Here is a 17310-nt window from a genome sequence, read left to right as displayed (position 1 = left end):
AAGCCGGAGTTTTACTGACTGACAGTAGCTCCGGTTTTTTATGCTTTTTGAAGGCTTTTCTTGAAAAAATACTCTTCCCACATGACCCACATCAGGAAGATAATGAGGTAAAATATATACTTGAAGAAATAGCTGTGTACTATTTCGAATGCTTCTGGATCGTGGCTCAGTACTACTCCCACAACCGTTATTCTTAACACATTTACCACATGGACGACAAGCAGCCCGGCTAAAATGTACCACCACTTGTGTTTCCATGGGCCACGGCTGAATGCTATAATGCAAGCAAATATGAAGGCTTGCTTGAGACCTGTACATCCCCAGGCTATTTCGGAGCTCTGCCTGTTGGCAAATTCAAACATGGTGCCATGACTGACGGCAAAGGGGATATTGAACAATTCAAAAACCAGACTGACAACCCGTATAATCTCCTTTTGTTCAAAAATGAAAGGACCTGTTATGTTAATGCCGAGAAATGTTACATCCGTGTCATAGTTGCCATCGTGAACAAAAATTTTCCAAAACCAGTTAGCTGCCATCATCACTACGATGAAGATGAATACTCCTTTGAAAGGAGTTAATCTTGTAGCATACTGCTTTATGTCGGCTTTCGTTAACATAACAACCAGGTTAAGATTTCATATTTTAGTTGGTCAACTTTTTGAATACATCTTCCATACTTTGTGCTTGCTGTTGCAGAGTCAAAAGGGGTATATTGGTCTCTACAGCCAGACGAAATATGTCAGAACGAACATCGGTCGTGCTTGTCACCTGAAAGGTGTTTTTGCCAATCGGGTCAACACGCAGCACTCCCGGAATGGAACAAAGTCTGTCGGGAACAATAACTCCGGCAAATTCAACAAGTGCTCCGAACCGGTCTTTATCAACTTCGTGAAGAAGGCTGTCTTCCGTACTGTCGGCTACCAGTTTTCCGTTGTTGATAATAATTACACGTTTGCAAATTGCCTTCACTTCCTGCATGATGTGAGTGGAGAAAAGAACGGTTTTCTCTTTCCCAACTTCAATAATCAGGTTTCTTATCTCAGTCAGCTGATTGGGATCGAGTCCGGTAGTCGGTTCATCCAGAATCAACACCTTGGGATCGTGAATCAGCGCCTGTGCCAGTCCGACACGTTGACGGTAGCCTTTCGATAGCTGACCTATGCGCTTTTTATATTCACCGGTCAGGCCAGTGCGTTCTATCATTTCATCCACCCGACTCTTGCTTTGCTTGCCCAAATGGTACATTCCTGCCACAAACTGAAGATACTCTTTCACATAAAGATCAGGATACAGCGGGTTGTGTTCCGGCAAATAACCGATCATCCGGCGTGTTTCGAGTCCGGTTTCCGTCACCTTTTCGCCGCAAACGGAAACGGTGCCCGCATCGGCCGAGATATATCCGGTGACAATTTTCATCAGCGTAGATTTTCCGGCTCCGTTTGGTCCCAGAAATCCGGCAATCTCACCAGCATGAAGCTCGAACGAAACATTGTTGAGGGCTGCCTGCTGGCCGTAATATTTAGTTAACTGTTGAATCGATAATGACATGTATTCCTTCTCAATTTGTTGTATCTTTGTGCCTGCTAATACGGAACGTTGCCCAAAACAGACATGCAATGATATCACGTATAAAGTCTCACAAAAATAACCATTATTTTGCAGATTGATCCTAAACCTGTTACAATAGATGAATCGTTCACTGAAGATAAAAGGGATTCGCGTTCCGAATAATTGGGGTAAATTACGTCCGAAAGCTTCGGATATCAGGGATCACGTGCAAATTGTATTTGGCTTGCTGCTTTATGCCTTTGCCTGGAAAGCATTTCTGCTTCCGCATCAGATCCCGGGTGGTGGTGTAACGGGTATAGGTGCACTTATCTTTTTTGCTACGGGAATTCCGGTTTCCATTCCCTATTTTGCCATCAACGCCATTCTTTTGGTGATTGCCATCCGTAATATCGGATTGTCTTTCAGCTTGAAAACGATTTTTGGTGTAGGTGTGTTGACATTCCTTTTCTCGGTTATTCCTATTATACCACGTGGTACTTTTGTCGGTCCCAACGACTCTTTTATGGCCTGTATCCTTGGAAGTATCATGGCCGGAGTGGGGGTCGGTATCGTTTTTATCTCCAACGGAAGTTCGGGAGGAACCGATATTATTGCAAAAATTCTGAATCAGAGTCGCAATATAACACTCGGCCGGGCAATGCTCTATTGCGATGTGATTATTATCAGTTCGTCGTATCTTATTCTTGGAAGCCTCGAAAAGGTGGTTTTTGGGTTGGTAACGCTGGCTGTGATGTCTGTTTCGCTCGATATGGTGGTGAACGGTGTGCGCCAATCGGTGCAATTTTTTATTATTTCGCGTGAGCATGAGAAGATCGCCGATCGCATCAACAACGAAGTGCATCGCGGAGTAACGATTCTGAATGGAGAAGGCTGGTATTCGAAAGAGCCAGTGAAGGTGATTATGGTCATTGCCCGTAAAAACCAGTCGGTTGCGATATTCCGATTGGTCAAATCGATCGATCCGGCAGCGTTTGTTTCGCAGGGCTCTGTTATCGGTGTGTATGGTCAGGGTTTTGAAGCGATGAAAGTGAAGTAAATCAATTTCAGCTTGCAATCTATCATTAAATAGCACCCTGAAACAACAAAATAGAAGTTTTTGGGAACTTTTTTTTGAAAGATTATTGCAGGAGAATAAAAAACGCCTATCTTTGCATCCACAAAACGATTCAACAATGAACAATTCTATTCTACTCGTGAACGTGGTCGTCCTTTTAGTCAAATCCTAAAGGGTGAGTCAGGCATGTAGTAGATTGAACGATATATAAACGAATTAACGAAGCCTTTCTCATCCATGAGAAGGGCTTTTTTGATACTTAATTATGAAAAAACTCGCTTTATGCTTAGTTGCTGGTATATTGTTTTTGGGTTGCCAACAGAAATCCGTTCAGAAGAATAAAAAAGAGGCAGCATACACAATTGCTAAGAAAGAAGTACTTCTTGTAAGAGCAAAGCAGTCTTTATTTTATTCAATTCTAGATTCTGTGATTGCCATTAAGCAAAAGTGTTCTAATGATAGCAGTACATATGTTATTTGGTTTACTTATCATTCAATTGATTCAACTTTATCATTTCAAAGTGAATTTGATTCAGTAATAAGAGAAACATTTAGTTATTCTCCATTTAAAGCCTGTCTTAGATATAAAGGATATAGATTTGTGACAGATTCGATTGATAACTATTGGGTTGAAAAGACAGCAGGAAAAAGTGTGGTTTCGTATAAATCTTATTTTAAGATTCCACCTCCGCCACCAGCACCCAATGACGATCAAACAATTATCAAGATAAAGGGCAATAAATTTGTAGTAAAACTCAGAGAAACTTGTAGTAATCCATCTTATTCTTAAGATTAAGTCATTGTTTTTATAATCAAGTCAGAAACAAATATACATACAAAATGAAACTCAGAAGCAATACAACAACACAAGGTCGTTTGATGGCAGGAGCCCGCTCGTTGTGGCGTGCCAACGGAATGACAGACGATCAGATGGGCAAACCGGTTATTGCCATCGTTAATTCATTTACTCAATTTGTGCCGGGTCACGTTCATTTGCACGAAATCGGTCAGGAAATTAAGGCCGAAATCGAAAAATTGGGTTGCTTTGCTGCCGAATTCAATACCATCGCTATCGACGACGGTATCGCCATGGGTCACGACGGAATGCTCTATTCGCTACCATCGCGCGACATTATTGCCGACAGTGTGGAATACATGGTGAATGCGCACAAGGCCGACGGCATGATCTGCATCAGCAATTGTGATAAAATTACTCCGGGGATGCTGATGGCTGCCATGCGCCTCAATATTCCGACGGTATTTGTTTCTGGCGGGCCGATGGAAGCAGGCCGGTTGGAAGATAAGAAACTCGACCTGATCGATGCTATGGTGCAGGGTGGCGACAGCAATGTTCCCGAAAGTGTTCTGGAAAAGGTAGAACGCGCTGCTTGTCCTACCTGTGGCTCCTGCTCAGGAATGTTTACCGCCAACTCCATGAACTGCCTCAACGAAGCTATCGGTTTGGCGCTTCCGGGCAACGGTACTATTGTGGCTACCCATGCTAATCGCAGACAGCTGTTTATGGACGCGGCAGAGTTGATCGTAAAGAATTGCTACAAATATTACCTGGATGGTGACGAAAGCGTGTTGCCGCTGTCGATTGTAACCCGCAAGTCGGTGCTCAATGCCATGACTCTGGATATTGCGATGGGCGGTTCTACCAACACGGTGCTCCATCTGTTGGCTGTGGCTCACGAAGCCGGAGTGGACTTTACCATGGACGATATTGACGCTCTTTCGCGTAAAACGCCCTGTTTGTGCAAAGTGGCACCCAATACGCAAAAATATCATATCCAGGATGTAAATCGTGCCGGTGGTATCTTGGGTATTCTGGCTGAACTGAATCGTGGTGGCTTGCTTGATACATCCGTAAACCGTGCCGATGGGCTTACGCTGGAGGAAGCGATTGCTCAATACGATATCAAAAGTCCGGCTGTTTCGGACAAAGCCATCAATAAATACAAAAGCGCTCCCGCCAACCGCTTCAATCTGGTGCTGGGATCGCAAAACGAACAGTTTGCCGAACTGGATACCGACCGTGAAAACGGATGTATCCGCGATGTGAAACATGCCTACACCAAAGATGGTGGTCTGGGAATTCTGAAAGGCAATATCGCGCTGGACGGTTGCGTTATCAAAACTGCCGGTGTGGACGAAAGCATCTGGAAATTCTCAGGTCCGGCCAAAGTGTTTACTTCGCAGGATGCTGCTTGTGCAGGCATTCTGGGCGGGAAAGTCGTTTCGGGCGACGTAGTGGTAATCACTCACGAAGGACCGAAAGGTGGCCCCGGTATGCAGGAGATGCTCTATCCGACCTCGTACATCAAATCGAAACACCTAGGTAAAGAGTGTGCTCTGATTACCGATGGTCGTTTCTCGGGTGGAACTTCCGGTTTATCGATCGGACATATCTCTCCGGAGGCAGCTTCGGGAGGTAACATCGGGTTGGTAAAAGATGGCGACATCATTGAAATCGATATACCGAACCGTTCTATCAACGTAAAAGTGAGCGACGAAGAGTTGCAGAACCGCCGCAAAGCCGAAGAAGCCCGTGGCGATGCGGCTTTTACGCCTGCCGACCGCGACCGAAAAGTATCAAAAGCGCTTCGTGCGTACGCCAGCATGGTAAGTTCGGCTGACAAGGGAGCGGTAAGGGTAATTTGAAAATTAGAGAATTTGAAGATTTGAAAATGAAATCTGTATCTTCAGATCAATGATTAAACGGTTCAACAATTAAACATTGAACAATGTCTCACGACCATTCACATCATCACGATCATGCAAGCGGAAATATCGTTGCGGCGTTTTTCCTGAATCTGGGTTTTGCTATCATCGAACTGGTAGGCGGCTTGCTCACTAATAGTGTGGCTATCCTTTCGGATGCCTTGCACGATTTTGGCGACAGTATTTCGCTGGGCGTGGCGTGGTACCTGCAACGTCTCTCCAACAAAAAAGGCGACCTGAACTATACCTACGGATACAAACGTTTCTCTCTTTTGGGGGCTATCTTTATCTCTGTGGTGCTGCTGGTAGGTTCTATTTTTGTGATACAGGCTGCTATCGGTCGTGTGATCCACCCCGAAGTTTCCAATGCCCGGGGAATGTTCTTTCTTGCCATTCTGGGGATTGCAGTCAACGGAGCGGCCATCTTCCGGTTGAAAAAGGGAGATTCGCTGAATGAAAAAGCGGTGATGCTGCACTTTATGGAAGACGTGTTGGGCTGGATTGCCGTGCTGATTGTCAGTGTGGTGATGATGTTTGTAGATGTTCCGGTGCTCGACCCGATTCTTTCTTTGGGTATCAGCGTTTGGGTATTGGCAAACGTTTACAAAAACCTGAAAGCCTCGTTCAAAATTTTGATGCAGAAGGTGCCGGCTGAGGTAAATGAACCGAAATTGCTCGACAAGATCAGGCAGCTCGATAAGGTGAAGGATCTGCATGATGTTCATCTCTGGACATTGGACGGAGAACGGCATATCATCACGTTGCATGTGGTAACATGTTGTGCAATTAGCGTAAATGAATTGTCGGGTTTGAAAACATCCATTCGAAATCTTTGCAAGGAGTTTGGAATTTACCATGCCACCATCGAATTTGAAACGGAAAACGAACAATGCGAGTTTGAAGCAGGGTGCTGTTGAAATAATTCGTTCGCAGCGCGAGAAATATAAAATCAGAATAAATTGAAGTAAAAATGTGCAGAGCTGCCAGAAATGATCACTCCTTAAAGTCTTTGTTTCTGGATCTTTGCTCTTTAATCTACTAAATATGAGTCAATCACAAATTTCAGGAAGCCAGGCGCTCATGCGAGCGTTTCTTGCCGAAGGAGTTGAAACCATTTTCGGCTATCCCGGTGGAGCTATTATGCCGGTTTACGATGCACTGTACGATTTCCACGACAAGATGCGCCACATTTTGGTGCGTCACGAACAGGGAGCTGTACACGCAGCACAGGGTTATTCACGTGTAACCGGAAAAACGGGTGTCGTCATTGCCACTTCGGGTCCGGGTGCAACCAACGTGATTACCGGTGTGGCCGATGCCATGATCGACAGTACGCCGATGGTAGTTGTGTGTGGACAGGTGGTTGCTTCACTTTTGGCTACCGATGCCTTTCAGGAGACTGATGTGGTGGGCATTACTCAGCCTATTACCAAATGGAGTTATCAGATTCGTTCGGCAGCTGAGATTCCCTGGGCAGTGGCTCGTGCTTTTTATATCGCCCGCGAAGGCCGTCCCGGTCCGGTGGTGCTCGACCTGACCAAAAATGCACAGATCGAATTGATGAATTTCCACTACGAACCGTGTACTTTTATTCGCAGCTTTATTCCGACTCCACCGATCGATGAACAGGTCGTTTCAGATGCTGCAGCTTTGATCAACCAGGCAAAAAAACCGTTTGCGTTGGTTGGACAGGGGGTTATTTTGGGGAATGCCGAAAATGAACTGTTGGCAATGCTCGAAAAAGCGCAAATTCCTGCTGCCTGGACTCTGCTCGGACTGTCGGCGATGCCTACCGATCATCCGCTCAACAAAGGGATGCTGGGAATGCACGGTAATTATGGCTGTAATATTAAAACCAACGAGTGTGATGTGCTGATTGCCATCGGGATGCGTTTCGACGACCGGGTGACCAGCAAACTGGCGACTTACGCCAAACAGGCAAAGATTATTCATTTCGATATCGATATTGCCGAGATAAACAAAAATGTAAAAGCGGATGTGGCCGTTTTGGGAAATTCAAAAGAGACTATTGCCGCAGTTACCAAACAGTTGCAACCTGCTCGTCACGACGAATGGATTTCCAGCTTCGATTCGTATGCCAAAATTGAATACGATGAGGTGATCAAAGAGGAGATTGACCCCTCCACTCCCGATATTAAAATGGGAGAAGTCATCAGTAAGGTGTCCGAAGCTACCGGGCACAAAGCGATTTGTGTTACCGATGTAGGTCAAAACCAGATGATGGGAGCCCGTTACTTCCGGTTTTCACAAACCCGCAGTATGGTTACTTCCGGTGGATTGGGAACCATGGGATTTGGTTTGCCGGCTGCTATCGGGGCAAAAATTGGAGCTCCCCACCGCACTGTTTGCCTCTTTTGTGGCGATGGCGGCATTCAGATGACCATTCAGGAGCTTGGAACTATCCTTCAGGAAAATATCGGTGTAAAGATCATTGTGCTTAATAATCACTTCCTCGGCATGGTTCGCCAATGGCAGGAAATGTTCTTCGACGAACGCTATTCTTTTACCAATATGAAAAATCCTGATTTCGTAGCTGTTGCGAAAGCATATGGGATTAATGGTAAATGTGTTTCCACGCACGAAGAACTCGACCATGCTATTGCCGAAATGGTTAGCAACGACGATGCCTATCTGCTCGAAGTGAGGATCGAACCCAAAGGGATGGTGTTGCCGATGGTACCTGCCGGTGCTGATATAACCGATGTACGATTGAAATAAGAACAAAGAATACAGACTTATGGAAAAAACATTATATACCGTTATCGTTTTCTCTGAAAACCGCCCCGGATTGCTGAATCAGGTATCTATTATCTTCTCTCGCCGGCAGCTCAACATTGAAAGTCTTACTGTATCGGCATCTTCCATCGAAGGTGTTCACAAATTTACCATCACGGTCTATACCGACGAGGAAGAAATTGATAAAGTGGTAAAGCAAATCGAGAAACGTATCGACGTACTCAAGGCCTATTATTACACGGATGATGAGGTTATTTATCAGGAAGTTGCGCTTTACAAGGTTGATACAGAGTCGATTTTGGAAAGCGACGAAATAGAACAACTGGTACGCAAGTACAACGCCCGTTTTCTGGAGATTACCCGCACTTTTTCTGTAATCGAAATGACTGGCCACACCGACGAGATAAAAGAATTGTATTATGCTCTCGATAAGTTCGGTGTAAAACAGTACGTTCGTTCGGGTCGCATTGCTATCACCAAATCGACCTCCGAATTGCTCAGCAAGTTCCTCTCTGATCGCGAAGAGGAAGCAAAAGGCTGACAGCAAGCATTTCAGCCAAATATTACACTTTCTTTTTACAGACATATTCTCTGTGAAAAGAAGGTGTTTTTGTTTTTATCCTATTGATAATTAGTAAAATATGTACTGCATGTTTTTCGGGATAAAAATTGTAACTTTGTGCCGACTTAAATAGTTTTAAAAACATAAATTATTCACAGATGAATGTAGTAACAAAAACCATCGAACTGGGCGATGGACGCACTATTACTATCGAAACAGGGAAGTTGGCAAAACAAGCCGACGGTTCTGTAGTAGTTAGAATGGGCGACACGATGTTGTTGGCAACGGTATGCGCTGCCGCTGATGCTGTCCCTGGCACCGATTTTATGCCGTTATCGGTTGATTACAAAGAAAAATATGCCGCTGCTGGTCGTTTCCCGGGTGGCTTTACCCGTCGCGAAGGTCGTCCTTCCGACTCTGAAATCCTCGTTTCTCGTTTGGTTGACCGCGCGTTGCGTCCTTTATTTCCTGACGATTTCCACGCTGAAACTTTTGTCAACGTAATGTTGATTTCTGCTGATGGTGTTGATATGCCTGATGCGTTAGCCGGTTTGGCTGCTTCGGCTGCTTTGGCTGTTTCAGATGTTCCTTTCAACGGACCTATTTCTGAAGTTCGTGTTGCTCGTATTCAGGGCAAATATGTAGTGAATCCTACTTTTGACCAACTAACCGAAGCTGATCTTGATGTTATCGTGGCTGCAACCATCGACAATATTATGATGGTAGAAGGTGAAATGGACGAAGTTTCGGAATTGGATCTGCTGGAAGCTATGAAAGTAGCTCACGAAGCAATTAAAGTACACTGTCAGGCACAAATCGAACTGATGGAAGCTGTAGGAAAGACAGTAAAACGTACCTACTGCCACGAAGTGAACGACGAAGATTTGCGCAAAGATATTCACGATAAAACATTTGCAAAAGCATTTGAACTCGCAAAATCGGGTAATACCGACAAACACGCACGTGTTGCTGCATTCAAAGCTGTAAAAGAAGAATACATCGCTGCACTCGAACCTGAAGTTGCTGCTGAAAAAGGCGCTTTGATTTCACGCTACTACCATGATGTAGAAAAAGAAGCTATGCGTCGTGCTATTTTGGACGAAGGTATTCGTTTGGATGGCCGTAAAACAACTGAAATCCGCCCTATCTGGTCTGAAGTTGATTACCTGCCGGGAGCTCACGGTTCTGCCGTATTTACCCGTGGAGAAACTCAATCGTTGACTACCGTTACATTGGGAACCAAAATGGACGAAAAGCTGATCGACGAAGCTTTGGTACAAGGTAAAGACCGTTTCTTATTACACTATAATTTTCCTCCTTTCTCGACCGGCGAAGCCCGTGCATCACGTGGGACCGGCCGTCGTGAAATCGGTCACGGAAACCTGGCATTGCGTGCTTTGAAACGCATGATTCCGGATGATTATCCATACGTTGTTCGCGTTGTTTCTGACATTTTGGAATCTAACGGTTCGTCTTCTATGGCAACTGTTTGCGCAGGTACATTGGCGTTAATGGATGCCGGTGTGGCTATCAAAAAACCGGTTTCAGGTATTGCAATGGGTTTGATTTCTGAAAACAAAGGAACAAACTTTGCAGTTCTTTCTGATATCTTGGGAGACGAAGACCACCTTGGCGATATGGACTTCAAGGTAACCGGAACCAGAGATGGTATTACAGCCACTCAGATGGACATCAAGGTTGACGGACTTTCGTTCGAAATTCTTGAAAAAGCTTTGATGCAGGCACACGAAGGCCGTATGCACATTTTGGGTAAAATTGCCGAAACTATTGAAGATCCTCGCGAAGACCTGAAGCCGAATGCACCTCGCATTGTGGTAATCACTATTCCGAAAGATTTGATTGGTGCTGTAATAGGCCCGGGCGGTAAAATTATTCAGGGAATTCAGGCAGAAACAGGCGCTAATGTTGCTATCGAAGAAGTTGGCAATATTGGTCGCGTAGAAATTGCTGCTACCAACAAGGCCTCACTTGATGCTGCTATTGCCCGCGTAAAAGGCATTACAGCTATTCCTGAGGTTGGTGAAGTATATACTTCCAAAGTAAAATCGATCATGCCTTACGGTTGTTTTGTAGAGTTCCTGCCAGGCAAAGAAGGCTTGCTTCACATCTCTGAAATTTCATGGACCCGCCTTGAAACTGTAGAAGCTGCCGGTTTGAAAGAAGGCGATACAATCGAAGTGAAATTGCTCGATGTAGATCCGAAGAGCGGTAAATTCAAACTTTCACACAAAGTTTTGGTTCCGCGTCCTCACGATCAGGAAAAGAAATAATTACTAACATAATTCATTTTCCAAAAGAGGGATAGACATTGTCTATCCCTCTTTTTTATGTTGTGGATTCAGATAGCTTTGCAAAGCTTCCACGTACTGCTGAAATGCTTCAACGCCCTGCGATGTGATTTTGCATGTCGTGCAGGGCATTTTCCCTTTGAAAGACTTGGTTACGTCAATGTATCCGGCCTCCTTCAGCTTTTCTATTTGCACGCTTAAGTTCCCGGCAGTTGTTCCGGTCTGTTTGCGTATGTAGGTAAAGTCGGCGCTCTCGACACTTATTAGTATCGACATTACGCCAAGTCTCAACTCGCTATGTAATAGTGGATTTAATTCTTTGAACATCTCTTCTGGGCTCTGTAGTTCAAAATATGACCGGGGATGATGTCGATGCAGATAAATGCTAAAGCGAATGTAAGCATTTTAACATCGTAGTCGGGAACCAAATAGTTGACAAAGCCGATCAGTATCCCTACAAGCGATCCGATAACGGATGGTTTAAACTCGGTTACCAGCCCCGTAAGCATAGAGCCCATACCCATCATCAAAATCACAACAAACAAAATGGGAAATGCCCACATGAAGCTGAAAATGGTTGCGGCAGACAGAAAGAAGCCTGTAATTCCAACAACCATCCAGATATACCGAATCACCTTGTCGATGTAGGTTTTGACTAACTTTGGCTGTCTGCTCTTGAATACTATATACGGATAACCTATTACCGGAATGAGAAACCACAAGAAGTTCCAGTTGTAATTTCCGGTCAGGTGGAATGCCACCCATACGGCAATGGTAGCAAATATGGTTGCATATCCCCACACAAGCATCTGGCCTCCGGCACCTCGTTCAAGCCTTTTTTGTGAGTTCTGAATCATTTGCGCAATCAGCGCCAAACTCTCTTTTTCATTTAGAGTTTTGTCCTGCATCTGAGAGTCTTCCATCTTTGTAAAATTTTAAGTGTAAAGGTAATTGTAAATTATTTTTGCCGCAAGATTATTGCTTATTTTATTCCGGTCGATTTCTCAAGCCGGCTCTTTTCTTCTACGGATGAGTTTTCTACCGAACGTTTTTTGAACGACTTACCGCTTTTGAAATTGTATTGAACGCTGAGTTTGACGTAGCGTGAACTTTGCGCCTCGGTTCCTTTGCTGTTGATGGTGAAGTAGGGCGTATTGGAGAAGTAAGAGATCTTGCTGTCGAAAATATTATTGATGCCTATTGCTGCCGATACTCTGTCACCGAACAATTGTTTTTTTACAACTGCATGGAACAACTGACGTTGATTGATGCCGGAATTGGCAGAATATAAACGACTTGTGCCGCTGTATGTCAGTTCTAAATAGTATTTTTTCGGTAACTTGAATCCTGCGGTTATGTTTGCAAAATAGAGATAATGCGACATAACAGGATCGTTGGCTGTGGCTCGTATATCCTGCTTCACTCCGACCAGATTAGCATTCACATTGCACCATTCGACCGGCTTCAACGGGAAAATAAGAGCGATATAGTAGTGATTCTCGCTATAGTGATTTTCAGGTGTGATATAGGTTATTTTAGGATTAGTCGGATCAATTTTGCACACTTCACGTATCAGATCGTGGTGCAAATGTCCGCCAAACGACAGGATGTAACGGTAATGGTAAACGGCCGTAATTCCGAGGTTGTTGATATATGTCGGGCGTAGCTCCGGATTACCTACCATGTACGAGTAGTCGGAATATTGAACACGATTCGGATTAAGGTACCAGAAATTGGGGCGTTCGATGTTTCTGGAGTACTGACCGATAAGCATGAAAGTGTGCATGGCATCGAACGAATAAGTGACATTAACGCTCGGAAACAGATCGAAATAGTGACGGCTGATATACCCGTTTTGTCCGTCAACGCTCGTGTATTCTCCTCTTAAACCGCCCGAAAGGCTGAATTGACGGATATTGGCGGCAAAGGTGCCATACATTGCGCCGATGTTTTCTGTGTAGTTGAGCAAGAAACTGTAGTCGGGTAATGTTTGCCATTTTGATGTCGAATAGCTTTCATACCGGACGGTATCGGCAATACTGTTTCGGGTATATTTTATCCCGGCAGAATATTTTGCACCTCCGTGTAATGCCTTGTTAAACATTGCGTCAGCTGTAAATATTTTATAGTTTGATGTCGAATTGCTTCTGTAGATGCTGTCGCTGACAAAACTGCCCGTTGTAAAATAAGAATTGTAGTCGTTTTTACCGGTCACTTTCTTTTTGGTGTAGTTGGTGATCACTTTCAATGAGGAACCGAGCGAATCCAGCTTTAATATATAGTTCAAAAGCGCATTGAAATTTTCTGCATTTTCGTTTTGGTTGTAATGGCTTGATCCTTTGGCTGTTAATCCGTTTTGTATGATGAGCGTATTTGCCGATGTCGGATTAGGTGTACTTTGTTTCGAATACTCTATTTCCGCACCAAGGCTGTTGCGCTTGTCGGCATCGTAAATAGCACTTATTTTCCCAATGCCCGAGCGTGTTTTCTGGTTCATAAGTGACTGCGATTTGAAATAAGTATTGTCATCGTTGTGGTATGCGCGGGTGGCGGCCATCTCGTTTTTTCCTTTCATGGTTATATTGCCTGAGGCACTGGCATCGAATGTCCATTTGTTCAGGCTGACATTCAAGGTTCCGGAAGGATCGTATTCTCCAAGATATTTACCTTGTAGTGTATTGAAAACCAAATTGCCGTTAATGCCTTTCTCTATTTGTTTCCGGAGAATAATCTTAACCACTCCGCCGTTGGTATCGGCACTGTATTCGGCACCTGCCTGCGGAATTACTTCTACGCGGGCAATATTCGACGATTGAATATTACGGAGGTAGTTGTATAAATCCTTGCCTGAAAGCTTTATCTCACGTTCGTTGATAAAAACTTTGCTTCCGGAAGCACCGTTGATAGAGACTCCATTCTCGTCGACCCAGACGCCGGGGGCTAAGCGAAGGATTTCCGATGCATCCTTATTGAGTGAGGCCGGTGTTTTGTCGATGCGCATGACAAACCTGTCGGCTTCGCGTGTTATAGCTGATGCTTTTACCACAACTTCGTTTAGTCCTATAGCGGTCTCGGTTAACTTGAAAACTCCCAGATTTTGATCGGAAGCAGTTATGTCCTCATCCACAGGCTTGTATGCGAGGTTTCTTATTTTCATGTGGTATCTTCCGTCTGCCATCGCTAAAGTAAACCGGCCCACAGAGTCGCTGATTGCAGTTGCAACCGGTTTATCTCCGTTAAAGAACGCAATAGTTGCAAACTCAATCGGTTCTCCTTTACTACTTGTTACGTATCCAATCCGGTTTTGTGCTGAAAGTATGTGGCAGAGGGTAAGCAGTAGCAGTATCAGTCCGATTTTAATCAAAAGTCTCATTCTTGTAGTTATTTAGTGCCCATCATTTCTTTTACGTCGATCAATTTGATCTCTATTTTATTTTCGCCCTCTTTGATTGTTACTTTTTCTTTTTGGTAACAAGGCTCAACCGGAATCTGGTTTTCGTCTTTGTCCAGTTGGTGATTGTCGTTTACATCCTGATAAACATATAAACCGCCCGATCCTGTCGGAACATCTTTCAAAGTGCAAGTCACAGCGTTGGTAGAGGTAACCGGTACCATGCTATATACCATTTGTTTCGGGTTCGACTGATCACCGAAAGCTACCATCAGATTTCCCTTGGCTTCTTTTACGCCTTTAACCGAAACGATAAGCGTTCCTTTTTGTGCATAACACATGCAACCGGCAAACATGCAGATTGCCATTGCAGCTCCTAATCTCTTTAGTGTTTTCATAATAATTATGTTTTGATGTTAGAACTATCTTATAAATACATTGCAAAGATAAAGTAGTTTATAAAATAAACCAAATGTTTTGCTGATTTATTTCAAAAAATATTTTCGAAAGCTGAAAATGAAATAGATACGCATAAAGGGATTGCGTATTTAGAAAAAGAAGGAAGAGATAATTTTTATTTGCAACTGTTTCTACCTCAGATTAGTAAAGGCCTTGTCCGGTGAGCCAAAAAACAAGGAAGGAAGCGGAAAGAATCGTCCTTGTTTGAAGTTTCCGACGAAAGGAGGAAACGAGTTTGGACGATTCCAGCTTCCGAACGCCGGTTTTTTGAGCGAAGCGGGCAGAGCCTTGAATTTTTTGCTTCCTTTTTGCTTCAAGGCAAAAAGGAAGTCGGGGTTACAGGGGTGGAAACCCCTTTCTAAAATCTTAAATGCTTAATTTCCGCATATTTATATATTTGTGGGGGTTAGATTGCGGATTTTTGTCTTTACATAAAAAAACAACCCGCCGATAGGACGAGTTGTTTATGGTGGCGTTATGCCGATTAATTTCTATTCTAAACCAGATAGTTGGCTGGAAATTATTCTACCGTAACCGATTTTGCTAAATTACGCGGTTTATCTACATCACAACCTCTCAACACCGAAGTGTAATACGCAAACATCTGTAGAGGTACAGCTGTCAGAATAGGAGAGAAGTATTCGTTGTAGTCTGGTATTTCAATAACATATTCTGATAGATCGGCCTGTCGCTCTGTTCCTTTCTTGCAAATAAGAAGAACTTTGGCTCCGCGGGTTCTTACTTCCTTGATGTTGCTTATCATCTTCTCAAAAAGATGAGATTGCGTTGCTATAGCCACTACAGGCATATCGGTAGTAATCAGTGAAATAGTTCCGTGCTTCAATTCGCCGGCAGCATAAGCATCGCTGTGAATGTAGGAGATTTCTTTTAATTTCAAGGAACCTTCAAGCGACAGCGAGTAGTCCAGACCACGGCCAATAAAGAAAATGTCATGAGCATTCTGGAACTTGCTGGCAACGAATTTACAATTGTCTGCATTCTGAAGAACCTCTTCAATTTTTGCCGGTAACGCGAGTAAATCATCACACAGTTTTGCTGTCTCTTTTTCGTCGATTAAGCCCTTGACACTTGCCATTTTGATGGCAAACAGATACATAACCGAAAGCTGAACTGTATAGGCTTTTGTACTGGCAACCGCAATTTCGGGGCCTGCCCAGGTATAGATAACGCTGTTGGCCTCACGGGCGATGGAAGAACCCACCACATTCACTACGGCCAAAGTATGAACGCCTTGTTCTTTTGCCAATCGCAGTGCCGCTAAGGTATCAGCAGTTTCTCCTGATTGGGAAATGATGATGACCAAATCGTCATCGGGGTTGAGGATTGGTTTGCGGTAGCGGAATTCGGAGGCAATATCCACTTCAACCGGAACTCTTGCCAATTGCTCTATTACTGATTTACCTACCATTCCGGCATGCATTGCCGTACCACAAGCAACAATCCAGATACGTTTGAAGCTTTTCAGAATCTCATCGGTTAGTGCCTTGATACCAAAATCAGGAGCTCCGTTGATTATACGTGGTGAAACGGTATTGGTGATAGCCGTCGGTTGCTCGTAGATTTCTTTGAGCATAAAGTGAGGATAACCTCCTTTTTCGGCAGCTTCAATATCCCATGTGGCAGTAAAAATCTCTTTTTGAATAGGATCGCCGTCTGTATCGACGATATCGATTTTATCTTTTTCTATTACAGCAATTTCGTTTTCCTCCAGCAGATAATAGCTTCTGGTATATTTCAGGATTGCGGGAATGTCAGATGCAATAAAGTTTTCTCCCTCGCCGATGCCCACAATAAGCGGACTGTCTTTGCGGACTGCAAATATCTTGTCCTGACAGTCCTGAAACATTATACCTAAAGCGTAGGATCCTTTCAGATTTTTAATAACCGTAGAAATGGTTTCTACCGGGTTTCCGTTGTAGTAGTAGTCGAGCAATACGGCAACAACTTCTGTGTCGGTTTCCGAAAGGAATTTATATCCTTTTTCAACCAGCTTTTCTTTAAGTTGAAGGTAGTTTTCGATAATCCCGTTGTGAACGATAGTAACCCGTTCATTACCATGAGGATGGGAGTTTACATCAGAAGGTTCTCCATGGGTAGCCCAGCGGGTATGTCCGATACCTACTGTTCCCAGAGGTTTACCCAGCGAAGTTATTTTGTTTTCGAGGTTATCAAGCCGACCTTTTGCCTTGACAACCTGAATTTTAGAGTCTTCGAAAATGGAAATTCCGGCTGAATCATAGCCCCTGTATTCCAGTTTGCGTAACCCGTCTACAAGAACATCTGTAGCCGCTTTTGTGCCGATATATCCAACAATTCCACACATTTTGTGATGAATAAATGATTAAACACTATCACCAGCACACTATTCTCAATTACCAGATGATTGACATACATGGAGTTAGAGAAGTATCAACCCACAATATTTGAATGAACAAAGAAAGTAATTTTTTATCAGATAGTA

Annotated in this window: 14 protein-coding genes; 7 read left to right on the top strand and 7 right to left on the bottom strand. The window is 43.9% G+C overall.

Annotation, left to right across the window (positions count from 1 at the left end; translation table 11 throughout):
- Positions 1-38: 38 nt before the first annotated feature.
- Together PJIAN_RS02685 and gldA are read right to left on the bottom strand one after the other, a co-directional pair.
- A complete protein-coding gene (locus tag PJIAN_RS02685; protein ID WP_068701760.1) occupies positions 39-620 on the bottom strand; it encodes an exosortase/archaeosortase family protein in 582 nt (193 codons plus the stop codon).
- Between the two features lie 25 nt (positions 621-645).
- A complete protein-coding gene (gldA, locus tag PJIAN_RS02680) occupies positions 646-1551 on the bottom strand; it encodes a gliding motility-associated ABC transporter ATP-binding subunit GldA (RefSeq protein WP_068701758.1) in 906 nt (301 codons plus the stop codon).
- 139 nt (positions 1552-1690) lie between these two features.
- Here gldA and PJIAN_RS02675 point away from each other — a divergent pair, with 139 nt between their 5' ends.
- From PJIAN_RS02675 to pnp, 7 genes are all read left to right on the top strand, one after another.
- Complete coding sequence (locus PJIAN_RS02675) at positions 1691-2608, top strand: YitT family protein (RefSeq protein ID WP_068701756.1); 918 nt, start codon at positions 1691-1693, stop codon at positions 2606-2608.
- A gap of 283 nt (positions 2609-2891) precedes the next feature.
- Positions 2892-3416, top strand: a complete 525-nt coding sequence (locus PJIAN_RS02670; RefSeq protein ID WP_068701754.1) for a hypothetical protein — start codon at positions 2892-2894, stop codon at positions 3414-3416.
- Between the two features lie 50 nt (positions 3417-3466).
- Positions 3467-5290 (top strand): dihydroxy-acid dehydratase, encoded by a 1824-nt coding sequence (ilvD, locus tag PJIAN_RS02665; RefSeq protein WP_084252224.1) that lies wholly within the window; start codon positions 3467-3469, stop codon positions 5288-5290.
- A gap of 83 nt (positions 5291-5373) precedes the next feature.
- Positions 5374-6267 (top strand): cation diffusion facilitator family transporter, encoded by an 894-nt coding sequence (locus tag PJIAN_RS02660; RefSeq protein ID WP_068701752.1) that lies wholly within the window; start codon positions 5374-5376, stop codon positions 6265-6267.
- A 127-nt stretch (positions 6268-6394) separates the two neighbouring features.
- Positions 6395-8089: a biosynthetic-type acetolactate synthase large subunit gene (ilvB, locus tag PJIAN_RS02655; protein WP_068701750.1), complete on the top strand. Its 1695-nt coding sequence runs from the start codon at positions 6395-6397 to the stop codon at positions 8087-8089.
- A 19-nt stretch (positions 8090-8108) separates the two neighbouring features.
- A complete protein-coding gene (gene ilvN, locus PJIAN_RS02650) occupies positions 8109-8648 on the top strand; it encodes an acetolactate synthase small subunit (protein ID WP_068701748.1) in 540 nt (179 codons plus the stop codon).
- 179 nt (positions 8649-8827) lie between these two features.
- Entirely contained in the window at positions 8828-10960 is a 2133-nt protein-coding gene (pnp, locus tag PJIAN_RS02645) for a polyribonucleotide nucleotidyltransferase (protein WP_068701746.1), read from the top strand.
- 42 nt (positions 10961-11002) lie between these two features.
- Here pnp and PJIAN_RS02640 read toward each other — a convergent pair whose 3' ends face one another.
- The 5 genes from PJIAN_RS02640 to glmS form a co-directional block, all read right to left on the bottom strand.
- Positions 11003-11305 (bottom strand): winged helix-turn-helix domain-containing protein, encoded by a 303-nt coding sequence (locus PJIAN_RS02640; RefSeq protein WP_068701743.1) that lies wholly within the window; start codon positions 11303-11305, stop codon positions 11003-11005.
- Positions 11290-11901 carry a hypothetical protein gene (locus PJIAN_RS02635; RefSeq protein WP_068701741.1) on the bottom strand — a complete coding sequence of 204 codons (612 nt, stop codon included), beginning with the start codon at positions 11899-11901 and terminating at the stop codon, positions 11290-11292. The genes PJIAN_RS02640 and PJIAN_RS02635 overlap by 16 nt, the downstream gene beginning before the upstream one ends.
- 59 nt (positions 11902-11960) lie before the next feature.
- Positions 11961-14351 carry an outer membrane beta-barrel protein gene (locus PJIAN_RS02630; RefSeq protein ID WP_068701739.1) on the bottom strand — a complete coding sequence of 797 codons (2391 nt, stop codon included), beginning with the start codon at positions 14349-14351 and terminating at the stop codon, positions 11961-11963.
- 8 nt (positions 14352-14359) lie between these two features.
- Entirely contained in the window at positions 14360-14767 is a 408-nt protein-coding gene (locus tag PJIAN_RS02625; protein WP_068701737.1) for a DUF2141 domain-containing protein, read from the bottom strand.
- A 581-nt stretch (positions 14768-15348) separates the two neighbouring features.
- A complete protein-coding gene (gene glmS, locus PJIAN_RS02615) occupies positions 15349-17172 on the bottom strand; it encodes a glutamine--fructose-6-phosphate transaminase (isomerizing) (protein WP_068701733.1) in 1824 nt (607 codons plus the stop codon).
- Positions 17173-17310: the final 138 nt, after the last annotated feature.

Origin of the sequence: Paludibacter jiangxiensis (assembly GCF_001618385.1) — a bacterium.
In the GTDB taxonomy this organism is placed as follows: domain Bacteria; phylum Bacteroidota; class Bacteroidia; order Bacteroidales; family Paludibacteraceae; genus Microbacter; species Microbacter jiangxiensis.
This window is presented reverse-complemented; position numbering and strand designations above follow the sequence as displayed.

Coding starts and splice junctions, on each gene's coding strand:
- PJIAN_RS02660 (WP_068701752.1), top strand. CDS start 5,374: ATGTCTCACGACCATTCACATCATCACGATCATGCAAGCGGAAATATC.
- PJIAN_RS02625 (WP_068701737.1), bottom strand. CDS start 14,767: ATGAAAACACTAAAGAGATTAGGAGCTGCAATGGCAATCTGCATGTTT.
- ilvB (WP_068701750.1), top strand. CDS start 6,395: ATGAGTCAATCACAAATTTCAGGAAGCCAGGCGCTCATGCGAGCGTTT.
- glmS (WP_068701733.1), bottom strand. CDS start 17,172: ATGTGTGGAATTGTTGGATATATCGGCACAAAAGCGGCTACAGATGTT.
- PJIAN_RS02640 (WP_068701743.1), bottom strand. CDS start 11,305: ATGTTCAAAGAATTAAATCCACTATTACATAGCGAGTTGAGACTTGGC.
- PJIAN_RS02630 (WP_068701739.1), bottom strand. CDS start 14,351: ATGAGACTTTTGATTAAAATCGGACTGATACTGCTACTGCTTACCCTC.
- PJIAN_RS02675 (WP_068701756.1), top strand. CDS start 1,691: ATGAATCGTTCACTGAAGATAAAAGGGATTCGCGTTCCGAATAATTGG.
- PJIAN_RS02635 (WP_068701741.1), bottom strand. CDS start 11,901: ATGGAAGACTCTCAGATGCAGGACAAAACTCTAAATGAAAAAGAGAGT.
- gldA (WP_068701758.1), bottom strand. CDS start 1,551: ATGTCATTATCGATTCAACAGTTAACTAAATATTACGGCCAGCAGGCA.
- PJIAN_RS02670 (WP_068701754.1), top strand. CDS start 2,892: ATGAAAAAACTCGCTTTATGCTTAGTTGCTGGTATATTGTTTTTGGGT.
- pnp (WP_068701746.1), top strand. CDS start 8,828: ATGAATGTAGTAACAAAAACCATCGAACTGGGCGATGGACGCACTATT.
- PJIAN_RS02685 (WP_068701760.1), bottom strand. CDS start 620: ATGTTAACGAAAGCCGACATAAAGCAGTATGCTACAAGATTAACTCCT.
- ilvN (WP_068701748.1), top strand. CDS start 8,109: ATGGAAAAAACATTATATACCGTTATCGTTTTCTCTGAAAACCGCCCC.
- ilvD (WP_084252224.1), top strand. CDS start 3,467: ATGAAACTCAGAAGCAATACAACAACACAAGGTCGTTTGATGGCAGGA.